Source organism: Flavobacterium sp. DSR2-3-3 (assembly GCF_049896585.1).
Lineage (GTDB): Bacteria > Bacteroidota > Bacteroidia > Flavobacteriales > Flavobacteriaceae > Flavobacterium.
In genome coordinates, this window is sequence record NZ_JAFCUP010000011.1 from 1 (window position 1) to 13,004 (window position 13,004).

The following is a 13,004-nucleotide window of genomic DNA, read 5'->3' on the forward strand; positions in this document are numbered from 1 at the left end:
AGGAGCAAATAAAGAACATTTATTCCATTCGAGAGAGAGGGCTTTTTAAAAGTCCTTTCTTTTGAAAAAATGTCTTTACATACACCCTAAAAGTTGCATTAGTTAGTTGAATCTAGTAATTAAAAAAACTGTAATTTTACATTATGGAAGCACCACTTGCGGAACGCATACGACCACAAAAATTAGAAGACTACATCAGTCAATCCCATTTGGTTGGACCAAATGGCTCATTGACACAACAAATTGCGAAAGGGATTATCCCTTCATTAATTTTTTGGGGACCACCGGGAACTGGAAAAACTACTTTAGCACAAATTATTGCACAGGAATCAAAACGACCATTTTATATTTTGAGCGCGATCAACTCGGGTGTTAAAGACATTCGCGAGGTGATTGAAAAAGCGAAGCAAAGTGGTGGTTTATTTACTGCTAGAAATCCTATTTTATTCATTGATGAAATTCATCGTTTTAGTAAATCGCAACAAGATTCCCTATTGGCTGCAGTAGAAAAAGGGTGGATTACCCTTATCGGCGCCACTACTGAAAACCCGAGTTTTGAAGTAATTCCTGCATTGCTATCTCGTTGTCAAGTGTACGTTTTGAATGCATTTACCAAACATGATTTAGAGTCTTTGCTAGAACGTGCAATGAAAACAGATACTTATTTATCTAAAAAAAATATTATTTTAAGTGAAACCGAGGCTTTATTGAGACTTTCCGGCGGTGATGGACGTAAACTATTAAATATTTTTGAACTTGTTGTAAATGCTTCAAATGAAGACGAAATTAATATCACTAATGATTTGGTTTTCTCTTTGGCACAACAAAATACCGTTTTATATGACAAAACCGGTGAACAACATTATGACATTGTTTCTGCTTTTATAAAATCCATTAGAGGAAGTGATCCTAATGGAGCAGTTTACTGGCTCGCGAGAATGATTGAAGGTGGTGAAGATGTCAAGTTTATAGCGCGAAGAATGCTAATTCTAAGCAGTGAAGATATAGGGAATGCCAATCCAACAGCTTTTATTATGGCTAATAATACTTTTCAGGCTGTAGCTACAATTGGATATCCAGAAAGTAGAATTATTTTGAGTCAATGTGCAGTTTATCTCGCGACATCCCCAAAAAGTAATGCGTCGTACCTGGCAATTGGAACTGCGCAACAGCTTGTAAAACAAACCGGAGATCTACCGGTACCTATTCACTTACGCAATGCTCCTACTAAGTTGATGAAAGAATTGGGTTATGGTGAAGAATATAAATATGCTCATGATTATATCAATAATTTCGCAGAACAAGAATTCCTACCAGAAGCCTTATCCAATAATCCCATATATATTCCTGGAAATAACTCAAGAGAAAACATTACACGAGAGTTCTTAAAAAACCGATGGAAAAACAAATACGGTTATTAAAATCAAATCATAAAAAAAACGTATTTATTGCTAAATACGTTTTCTTATCTATTTTAGTAAATACAAAGTTTTTATCTAAAACTTAACCGCTATTATTTCAGACCACAGCTGGTCGTTTTGATAATATTCAAAAAACCATTCATTATTTTTTAGTATTAAAACTCCCTGAATATCCCCTTTTACAGCAATATAACAGCCCTTATTTGATGTGCTAAAAACTTTCATAATCACTTTTGGAGTAGTATCAGTTAACTGATATCCATTAGCGGTGGCTTGTGCGTAAAGCAAAGTAGCATCTGTTTTACTTATAATCTTTGGTGTACTTACAACTGGTGTTTCGACTCTAGCTACAGGATTAGAAACAGGCTTACTTACTTCTAATTCACTACCAGATTCAGTTTTCGCAATCTTTTGACCACTGTACTTGTACTGCAAGTTGTTAATGGACTGAAATGCTTCATTCAACGCTTCAGTGTAGGCAACTTGGTACTCTTTTTCTTTACTTTTCCCAACGGCGGATTGAAATATAATTTTGTCATTACAATCCTTCATGGTTATGTAGAGTTTTGTTGTCAAAAAACTATTCTCTTTAACAACATCAACATATAGCAAACCACATCTGTCATTAAATTCTACCGGAATAGTTTCATTGTTGTAAAACGAATTAAAACCGGCTTTATTCAAATTAAATTTAGTTAGTGTATTCAAACGATATTGATTTTCTCCTTTTAAAAAATCATATTTAACGGGAACAATAAAAGCTTTATAATCGTTTACAGATTGAGAATAAGTATAACTAACAACGAGTAGTACTACTAATAAAAATTGCTTTTTCATATTTATAAATATTTTTTAAGTTCTAATAAATGATTAATTTGTTTGATATGATCTTCAACAGTCATACACCCTTCATTGAAATAAATAGCGTCTAAACCCGCATCTAACGCTCCTTGAACATCCGCATCTAAGCTGTCGCCGATCATAATACTATGTTCTTTTTGGGCTTTAGCCAAATCTATAGCGTAATCGAAAATAATAGGATTTGGTTTTTTTACTCCTGCCATTTCAGAATTAGTAATCGTCTGAAAATAGGAACCGATTTTCGAATTATTTAATTTTTTAAATTGAACATCGGCAAAACCATTGGTTATAATATGCAAATTATATTTCGGTTTCAAATATTCTAAAAGTTCGATTGTTCCATCAAAAAGATGATTATTCTCTGGCAAAAAACAAATATAATCATTTGCTATTGCATCAATTTCTTCATCGGAAATCAAATAATTTATAGCATCAAAAGAATGTTTGAGTCGATTATAACGCAATTCTTCATGGGTAATTTTATCATATTGATACAACTTCCAACATTCTTGGTTTATCGGTACATACTTTTCAATAAATTGCTTTGTTTCTATTGTAGGATGATTTCTATCGAAAATAGTTTGGAATGTCAACTCTGAATTTTTATCAAAGTCCCAAAGCGTATGATCTAAATCAAAAAAAACGTCTTTTATATGTGTTTGTTTCATTTTATATTTTTAAAATATTCCTTCGTCTACAAAACTGTAATAACTGGTTTCAGTCACAATGAGATGATCCAACACTTTTATTTCTAAAGTATCGCCTGCCAATTTTAATTTCCTTGTAATCTGTTTGTCAGCATCACTGGGAATCAATGTTCCCGAAGGATGATTGTGACACAAGATCAAAGCTGTAGCTCCTATTTCGAGCGCCGTTTTAAAAACGATGCGAATATCAACCAATGTCCCTGTGATTCCGCCTTTACTCAACTGCGATTTCGAAATGACCTTATTTGAATTATTCATGTAGATAATCCAAAATTCTTCATGCGGCAATTCGCCAATAATAGGCTGCATAATTTCAAATATGATTTTACTCGAAGTGATTTTCTTCAATTCCACTGCATCCTCCCCTCTTCGGCGTCTTCCTAATTCTAAAGCTGCAATGATAGAAATTGCTTTCGCCTCCCCTATTCCTCTAAATTGCATGAGCTGCGACAAAGATAATTTCCCTAATGCATTTAAATTATTATCTACACTTGCCAAAATCCGTTTGCTTAAATCAACAGCTGACTCGTTTCTGCTTCCTGAACCAATCAAAATGGCAATCAATTCGGCATCGCTCAAAACACTTTTGCCTTTGAGCATCAGTTTTTCTCGCGGCTTATCATCTTCGGACCAATTGGTAATAGGAAAAAAGGAATTTTCAGCCATTCATGTTATTGTTTAAATTTGTTTCTCCATGCAAATACTTTTGTCTAAGCCCACGTAAGGCTCGTAATTATCAACTATTGTATATCCCGTTTTTTGATACAAAGCAATAGCTTCCTTTTGTTTGTATAAAGTTTCCAAAACAGAAAATAAATATCCTAAGTCATGTCCCCAAAGCTCTAATTCACGTAAAATATTTTGCGCTAAACCGATCCCTCTAGCTTCAGGCGAAACAAACATTCGTTTTATTTCAATTGTATTTTTATTGTATTTTTTAAAACAACCACAAGCCACCGCTTTGTTATCCAAATAAATAATAACACATTTGGATTTAATTCCAAAATATTATTCCCCCAATAATCTGCTTTCAATTCCGGATAACGTTCCCACAAACTTTTATCTAGTGCAGATACGAGATTTATGAAATCCGGATTTTCACTTGTAGTTTTACAAATTATAATAGCATCACTCATATCACTACTTATTTTATCAATTCCTTTACTTCATCAAAGTTTAATCCGCCATAATTACCGGAACTCATCAACAACAAAGCAGTATTTTCAAGATTTAAGTTGAATAAATAGTCTTTGAAATCTTTCGGATTGGTATAAATAATTAAATCTTTTCTATTGAAAGCATTTGCAATTTGGTCGTATGTAACTTCTTCCAGCTGTTTGATTTTTACCGCATCCGGCGAATAAAAAACTACTGCTTTATCAGCATATTCCAATGCACCTTCGTATTCTTTCAGGAATTCCGCATTCAAACTGCTATACGTATGCAATTCTAAACAAGCCACTAAAGTCCGGTTTGGATATTGCTCTTTTACTGCTTTTGTAGTTGCGGCCACTTTGCTTGGTGAATGTGCAAAATCTTTATAGGCTACTTTCGTTTTGCTTTCGGCTATTTTTTCCAATCGTTTTGAAGCGCCTTTAAAACTGGCAATCGCTTCATAAAAATCAGCTTCATCAACGCCCATATTTTGGCAAATCCATTTGGCTCCAGCCAAATTATTAAGATTATGCGATCCAAAAACCTCAATAGGCATATCGCCTTCTGGAGTTTCTAGAAGTGTCACACCATCGCTAACGCTATATTTTGGAGTATGATACGCTAATTTTCGAATTGGGTTTGTCGCGGCGTCGCAAACTCGTTTTACTTCTGAATCATCTTCATTATAAACGAGAATCCCACCATTAGTAATTTTACCAATGAAAATTTCAAACTGTTCTACATAATTCTCATACGTTGGAAAAACATTAATATGATCCCACGCAATTCCAGAAATTAATGCAATATTAGGCTGATACAAATGAAATTTAGGTCTGCGATCAATTGGCGAAGACAAATATTCATCTCCTTCCAAAACGATAAAGTCATTTTCCTCCGTAAGATGCACCATCGTATCAAATCCTTCTAGTTGCGCGCCAACCATATAATCTACTGCAATGTTATGGTAATGCATAACATGTAAAATCATCGAAGTTATCGTGGTTTTTCCATGAGAACCACCGATAACAACTCGTGTTTTATTTTTGGATTGTTCGTAAAGGAATTCCGGGTACGAATATATTTTCAGTCCTAATTCTTGCGCTTTTAATAATTCAGGATTATCTGCTTTGGCATGCATTCCAAGAATTACAGCTTCAATATTTTTAGTTATTTTTTCAGGAAACCAACCTAATACTGGTGGTAAAATACCCTTTTTGTCTAATCTTGATTTTGAAGGTTCAAAAATTGCATCGTCACTTCCGGTAACTTGATATCCTTTGTTGTGTAATGCTAAAGCCAGATTGTGCATAGCGCTTCCTCCGATAGCTATAAAATGTGTACGCATTCTAATTTTGGTTTATGGTTGTTGAGTTCAAGATGAATTAAGATCAGTCCTAATTTTTTTTATTGTAGGTTTCTAATATTGCTTTTGCTTTTTCAGAATCTCGCATTTTGTTCTTGTATAGATTAGCTAACTTTTGATAACTTGTTTTTGAACCTCCTACAAGAATTGCTTTTTTATATTGTTGTTCTGCAACATTATATCTTTTAAAATATTCCTCAATGTGGCCTCTTGACAAATATCCGTCAACGGGTGATAATCGCAATAATTCGTTGGAATATTTTATAGCTTTAGATTCGCTTCCGCCAACTATTCCCGGTAATTGAATATATAACTCTATCAATGCCCAACGCGATTCAATGTGTTTTGGATTCAGACTGATGGCTTTTTCAAAGGAAGCTTTCACTTCATCAATCATTCCAAGCGCCTTAAACTTGTTTGAATCTTTGGCTTTCATGCCTAAAACTCCTCCATATTTAAAATGATAATCGGCCTCGGAAGGTTTCAGCTGCTTAAGTTTTTTGTAATACCCAATAGCTTTATCCCAAGATTTACGATGTCCGGCAATATCTCCAAGATATTCAATAGTCTTCAAATCTGACGGATTGGTTTTTAAAATAGATTCAAAAACTAACTGCGCCTGATCAAATTTTTGTGCTTTGAATAGCTTTTCTGCTTTATCGAAATCAGATTGAGACCACATCATAAACGGCAGGAATACAAATAAATAAATAATATGTTTCATTCTTCAAAAATAGGGAAATATGATACGTTAGATTTGATTTTAAGTAAAAATTAGTAATTTAGTAGGAAATATTTTCTGATATTAAATTAAGCTCATTAGAGAATATTTCTTCACTATTTTAAACGCACATTATGAAAAATATTCTTTTACTATTCCTTTTCATCTCTACTTCAATTTTTGGACAAGATTATGACAAAAACTGGCTTAAGGTAATTGAATATGAAAATGATGGAAAAATTAAATCTGCCAATGAAATAGTTTCAAAAATACATCAAAAAGCTACTCGGGATAAAAATGAAATCCAAATAATAAAATGCTTTTTTTACGAATCGAAATATTTGCAAGTCTTGGATGAAAACGCGCAAACCAAAATTATAAACAATTTAAAAACTGAAATCAATAAAGCTTCAGAACCATCGAAAGCGATTTTGAATTTAGTTTATGCGAAATGCTTGATTGATTATCAAAAGCATAACTCCTATTTACTGTACAACAGAACAAATACTGTAAGTATTGATGATCAATTTTTAACGTGGACTTCAAAAGACTTTTTGGAACAGATTAATCGTGCTTTAGAAAAAACACTACTGGACGAAGCGATATTAAAACAAACTTCCTTGAGTAATTACCTTCTTATTTTTGATTATAGTGATGAAGAAAAAACAAAAAAAGCCAATCTGTTTAACTATTTATTAAAAGAAAACATTGCGTTACTTACTCAGCAGATTCAGCAATGGGAAATTCAAAAAAAGGAATTTTTACCCTATGAAAAAGAACTTTTAGGAAATTCAGCATCCTTTTTAAAACTAAATTTTGCTTTTGTAAAAAATGAAAAACTAAAAAAAGTGCTGGAATTGTATCAGAAACAAGAAAAAGACGCTCGTGATTTAGAAAACCAATTTGACAGAATTCAATTTTGCAACAGCTATATATTAGAATCTGTTGATACATTTATGAAGTCCTTGAATGCGATTCAAAAAGAATCTAAGGACCTAATTTTGATCCAAAAAATACAATTTGAAAAAGCCGTTACTCTCAACAATCTAGCTTCTAAAGAAATACATCCGGATTATAATATTAAAGCCGTTGGAACTCTCGACAGTATTATTAGCATCAACAATCGTTCTAATACACACAAACTGGCCCTACAAAAGAAACAAAATATTGGTTCTAAATCACTGAATATTCAACTTCAAAAATTCATTTACAGTGATGAACTCACAAGAGCTTTTGTTCAGTACAAAAACACAAACCGCCTTTCGATTTCTTTCTTTAAAATCGATCAAAACAACATAAAAGACTTCCGAAACTCCCCTTACAATAAAGACAGTTTAGTATCTGAAATAATTAAAAACAAAATAGCAGTTGCAACTAAATACTATGAAGTTGAACAAAAAAATAATTATTTCGAATACAGCACTGAAGTACTTTTACCGCCATTAAAAACAGGTAGTTATTTGGTGTATTTTGAAAGTGACGCAGTTATCAAGAACTCAAAAGCATTTGCTTACGAAACTATCACTGTTTCAAATATTACAGTTCTAACTTCGGAAAACGATAAAAAAGAAAATTATCAGGTGTTAGACAGAAAAACTGGAAAACCTATTGAAAATGTTTCTATAACACTATTAAATCAAACTATTATAACCGACAAAAATGGCAAAGCAACGTATCTCAAAGAAAATAACAACCGTAACTATAATCTTATTGAATTTACAACTGAAAACGATTCTCTATTATTGAACAATCGTTACTCGAATTATTATAATGATTACGAGACGATAGAAAACCAGAAAGCAAAAGGAAAAGTCGAATTTTATTTGGACCGCGCCATTTACCGTCCGGGACAAACGGTTTACTACAAAGGAATTGCTTTTAGGAAAGTACAAGACAAAACGAGTGCTGTTGCAAAAACATCTTTCAAAATTACAATTCAAGACCCAAATGGTACTGTTTTCAAAGAATTTGATGTGGTTACCAATGAATACGGCTCCTTCTTCGGAGAATTTTTATTGCCTAAAAGTGGACTGACAGGAAATTTCAGAATGACAGCTGATGAACCCGACAATAATAAAAATTTTATTTTTGTTAAAACAAATGACCAACATCAGTTTTGGGATGATGTAGAATTTAATGATTCTGAAATATCTTTCAGAGTTGAAGAATATAAACGCCCAAAATTTGAAGTGACTTTCGAGCCTTTTAAAAATCCCTATCAAGTCAATCAAAAAGTAAGCGTAAATGGATTGGCCAAAGCTTTTGCCGGAAGCAACATTTCAGATGCAAAAGTAGCCTACAAGGTCACACTCATTCCTTACACCTTAAATAATGGTTATTATTACCTCCAAAACGGTAAATCAGAAATTATTTTAGTTGGAGAAACTAAAACAGATGCTGCGGGAAAATTTGAAATAAATTTCATTGCCAAACCTTTTGAAAATGCTTCCAAAGAACAGTTACCCATTTTTGAATATTACATCACAGCATCCGTTACTGATAGTAATGGCGAAACGCACCAAACCCAAACAAATGTTAGGATTGGCTACCATTCTTTGACACTTACTGCAACTATCCCAAAACGAATTGAAACCAAAAATAAAAATGAAATTGAACTAAACAGCACCAATCTCAATGGAGAATTTTTAGCTGTTAAAGGCGAAATTAAACTCTATTATGTGAGTCCTTTTTCGAATAAATTTAAATCCAGAGTTTTTCCGAAACCAGAAATTGAAACTATTTCAAAAGAAGATTTTGAGCGCTCCTTTCCATACGAAGACAATAAAAAGCAAAATGACCTAAAACTCACTGAAATTCTGGTCTTTTCTAAAAAAATTGATACTGAAAAAGATAAAAAAATAGCATTAGATTTTATTTCCAAGTACAAATCCGGGAATTATAAAGTGGTTTTTTCGGCCAAAGACGCTTTTGAAAATCCAATAGAAACCAATTCTAATTTCCAATTGATACAGAGCAAGGACAAAATCGATTCGAGTAAATTATTTGTTGCAGAACAAATCAATACTGATGCTAAGAAAGATGGTTTTGTTTTAGTAAAATTAACGTCGGTTATTCCGGAACTTTATATTAATACAACTGGAGATTACCAAAGTTTCCTTTATTTTGACCATACTTTTCATTTGCAAAACAATGAAATCATTATCAAAATTCCGCTAAAAAAGGAATTTGAAAAAAGAATAAAAGTAGGTTTTGAAAGTGTATTTGAAAATCAGACTTTCTACGACCAAATAGAAGTAGTCCTCAAAGAAGAAGAATCCAAATTGGAATTCACAGTTGAAAGTTTCAGAAACAAATTACAACCAGGAAGCAGTGAAAATTGGTCTTTTCAATTAAAATCATCCAACACTACAAAAGAATCCGAAGTTTTGGCTTCAATGTACGATAGTTCTTTAGATCAGTTTGCCAAAAGAGATTGGAATGGATTGAAATTCAATGACTATAACTACAACTTTGCTAACTTTAAAACGAGTTTAGGATTTGATAAAACATCAAGTTACATTCGGAATCTAAATCCAATTTTTAATCGAATGGAACTTATTGATGAAACTACCAAACTAATGTGGTTTGGATTCAACTTCAACGATTCTTTCACAAAACAGCAACTAAAAGAATATCAAAAACAGCTAAATACTAAAAGTAAAAAACCGCTAAATGCAAAAATGATTTCAGGGATTGTCACTGACGGGAAATACCCTTTACCCGGCGCGCGAGTTACTATAGAAGGAATTGAACGCAGTACTCAAACTGATTTTGATGGGTATTATCAAATAGAAGCCGCTGTAGGAGAAGAGTTAACGTTCTCTTACATTGGGTTCGAAACTAAAAAGATCGCAATTGATTCGAACAGAATTGATGTTAAGTTAGAGGAATCTGACAATAATCTAGAAGAAGTAGTGGTTATGGGGTATAGCAGTGTAAAAAAGAAATCTTTAACTGCAGCTACACCAGAAGTTGTAGAAGAAGCGGACAATCAAATTTACAACACTGCAGGAATAGATATGAAATTAGAAGGAAAAGCCAGTGGAATAACAATTAGAGGAAACTCACGTATTTCAGGTAATTACAAAAACGCCTTGTATATCGTTGATGGCGAACTAATAACTGAGGAACAATTCAAATTAATTTCTCCATCAGATATCATTTCTGTTGATATTTTAAAAGCCGAAAAAGCCACCGCAATATACGGAAGCAAAGGAGCTAGCGGCGTCATTATCATCACAACCAAAAAAGCATTAGAAGCCTTGACTCAAGTTAAAGCCAGAAAAAATCTCTCGGAAACTGCTTTCTTTTATCCGAATCTAAAAACAGATGCCAAGGGGAAAGTAAGTTTCAATTTTACTTCGCCTAAAGCGTTGACCGCTTGGAAACTCCGATTATTGGCACACAACAAAGAAGCTGGTTCTGGTTATTTAGAAAAAAGTGTCATTACTCAAAAAGAGTTAATGGTGACGCCAAATTTTCCTCGTTTTTTCCGAGAAAAAGATTCGATAGTCATCACGGCAAAAGTTACAAACATTACAAGTGAAGCCAAAACAGGAATCGCTGTCTTGCAACTTTTTGATGCGACCACAATGCAATCAATCGATGCTAAAATGAGAAATGCGAATACAATAAGAAATTTCAAAATCGCTCCTTTTGGAAATACAACCGTGAGTTGGAAAATTTATATCCCAGAGGGATTGCAAGGCGTTCAGTATAAAGTTTTGGCCAAAGCAGGAAACTTTTCGGATGGCGAAGAAAACATACTTCCGGTTTTAACTAATAATATGTTGGTTACCGAAAGTATCCCGATTTGGGTACGAGAAAATTCGAAGAAAGAATACACTTTCGAGAATCTAAAAAATAACGCTTCTACTACTTTACAAAACCATCAATTTACGTTAGAGTATACTTCAAATCCGTCTTGGATTGCCATTCAATCGCTACCATATTTAATGGAATTTGAACACGAATGTGCGGAACAAACCTTTGCCCGATTTTATGCGAATGCTTTGGCTTCGGAAATCATTTCGAGTAATCCGAAAATCGCAAATCTATTCGAAACTTGGAGAAAAAACGGAAAATTGAATTCGGAACTGGAAGAAAACGAGGAATTAAAATCCATAATTCTTGCCGAAACACCTTGGCTGAATGATGCGCAAAGTGAAGACGAAAAGAAAAAAAACGTAGCGTTACTTTTTGACCTAGAAAAAATGAAAAATGCACAAGAAGCTACTTTCAAGAAGTTAAAACAAAAGCAAAATGCTTCGGGAGGATTCGCTTGGTTTGAAGGAAGCACCGAAAACGAATACATAACCCGACACATTTTGGCTGGTTTGGGGCATCTCTCAAAATTAAGCACTACCGAAAATAATGCAGTTAAAATTAAACAAATTACTGCAACAGGAATTCCGTTTTTGGATCAAAAGTTTTTAGAAAATCACAAAACCACAACAGAAAAATTAAACGCAACCGATAAATTGATTTGGTCAAATCCGTATACTGAATTGCATTATTTATACACCCGAAGTTTCTATTTGAAAACTTATCCACTTTCGGACACGTTAAAAAAAGTAACTAAACTGTACCTTAAAACTGCCAAAAAAGAGTGGTTGACTTATTCTTTATACGAAAAAGGATTGGCGGCCTTGACCTTAAATCGTTTTGGCGAAAAAGAAACTGCCAAAAAAATTCTGGTAAACCTAAAAGAAACCGCTTCAAACAATGAAGATTGGGGAATGTATTGGATTGCCAACAAATCTGGCTGGTATTGGTATCAGGCGCCTATCGAAACTCAGGCTTTGCTGATTGAGGCTTTCGCCGAAATTACAACTGATAATGAATCCGTAAATGCCATGAAAGTTTGGTTACTCAAAAACAAACAAACTAAAAACTGGCCCACGACAAAATCGACCACCGAAGCAATTTATGCTTTATTGATGCAAGGAACAGATTGGTTGAGTGTGAAAGACAATACGATTATCAAAATTGGAAACGAGAAAATTCTAACCAGAAAACTATCCGAAAACGAAAAAGAAGCCGAAACAGGTTATGTAAAACTTAACTGGAAGGCAGATGAAATTAAAAAAGACATGGCAACTATTTCCATCGATAACAAATCGAAAGTTCCAGGTTTCGGTGGTGTTTATTGGCAATTCTTTGAAGATTTGGATAAAATAAAAACCAATTCTACCGCTGCACTATCGGTTACTAAAGAATTGTATGTTAAGAAAAATACCGACAAAGGCGAAATACTGCAACGAATAACTTCGAATAATCCGCTTCAAGTTGGCGATTTAGTTACCGTTCGATTAGTGATTTCTGCCAAGGAAGATATGGAATTTGTGCATTTAAAAGATATGCGTGCTTCTTGTTTTGAACCTGTAGATGTACTTTCAGCATACCAATATAAAGGCGGATTGGGTTTCTATAAAAGTACAAAAGATGCCGCAACTCATTTCTTTTTTGACCAAATAAACAAAGGTGTTTTTGTTTTAGAGTATGATCTTCGTGTAAATAATAGCGGTGATTTTTCTAACGGAATTACAACTATTCAAAGTATGTATGCTCCTGAATTTACGAGTCATACCCAAGGAATTCGGTTTATGGTAAAACAGTAACGATATTTAATTTAAAAAAGTTCGTAATGTTTTTCCCCGGAAAAGAATTCTATTATTTAAGATTCATCAATTAATTTAAGCTTTCCGTTGAGAAAACATTGTACAAAATTACTGTTATAAAAATAGAACAAAGGAAAGATTTTCATTGTTTTATTA

The 13,004-nt window shown here is 33.4% G+C and carries 8 protein-coding genes; 2 read left to right on the forward strand and 6 right to left on the reverse strand.

What is annotated here, in order from left to right; all coding sequences use genetic code 11:
• Positions 1-143: 143 nt before the first annotated feature.
• Positions 144-1,421 carry a replication-associated recombination protein A gene (locus ACP7AQ_RS13450; protein ID WP_426095826.1) on the forward strand — a complete coding sequence of 426 codons (1,278 nt, stop codon included), beginning with the start codon at positions 144-146 and terminating at the stop codon, positions 1,419-1,421.
• Between the two features lie 75 nt (positions 1,422-1,496).
• Here ACP7AQ_RS13450 and ACP7AQ_RS13455 read toward each other — a convergent pair whose 3' ends face one another.
• The 6 genes from ACP7AQ_RS13455 to ACP7AQ_RS13480 form a co-directional block, all read right to left on the reverse strand.
• Positions 1,497-2,258 (reverse strand): hypothetical protein, encoded by a 762-nt coding sequence (locus tag ACP7AQ_RS13455; RefSeq protein WP_426095827.1) that lies wholly within the window; start codon positions 2,256-2,258, stop codon positions 1,497-1,499.
• Between the two features lie 2 nt (positions 2,259-2,260).
• Entirely contained in the window at positions 2,261-2,950 is a 690-nt protein-coding gene (locus tag ACP7AQ_RS13460) for a YjjG family noncanonical pyrimidine nucleotidase (RefSeq protein ID WP_426095828.1), read from the reverse strand.
• A 9-nt stretch (positions 2,951-2,959) separates the two neighbouring features.
• Positions 2,960-3,655: a RadC family protein gene (radC, locus tag ACP7AQ_RS13465; RefSeq protein WP_426095829.1), complete on the reverse strand. Its 696-nt coding sequence runs from the start codon at positions 3,653-3,655 to the stop codon at positions 2,960-2,962.
• A 12-nt stretch (positions 3,656-3,667) separates the two neighbouring features.
• Positions 3,668-3,961 (reverse strand): GNAT family N-acetyltransferase, encoded by a 294-nt coding sequence (locus tag ACP7AQ_RS13470; RefSeq protein WP_426095830.1) that lies wholly within the window; start codon positions 3,959-3,961, stop codon positions 3,668-3,670.
• Between the two features lie 172 nt (positions 3,962-4,133).
• Positions 4,134-5,489, reverse strand: coding sequence for a UDP-N-acetylmuramate--L-alanine ligase (locus ACP7AQ_RS13475; RefSeq protein WP_426095831.1), 1,356 nt, complete (start codon positions 5,487-5,489; stop codon positions 4,134-4,136).
• Between the two features lie 49 nt (positions 5,490-5,538).
• Positions 5,539-6,231 carry a tetratricopeptide repeat protein gene (locus tag ACP7AQ_RS13480; protein ID WP_426095832.1) on the reverse strand — a complete coding sequence of 231 codons (693 nt, stop codon included), beginning with the start codon at positions 6,229-6,231 and terminating at the stop codon, positions 5,539-5,541.
• A gap of 131 nt (positions 6,232-6,362) precedes the next feature.
• On the opposite strand from ACP7AQ_RS13480, the gene ACP7AQ_RS13485 reads away from it, so the two are divergent.
• Positions 6,363-12,848, forward strand: a complete 6,486-nt coding sequence (locus ACP7AQ_RS13485; RefSeq protein ID WP_426095833.1) for a carboxypeptidase-like regulatory domain-containing protein — start codon at positions 6,363-6,365, stop codon at positions 12,846-12,848.
• Positions 12,849-13,004: the final 156 nt, after the last annotated feature.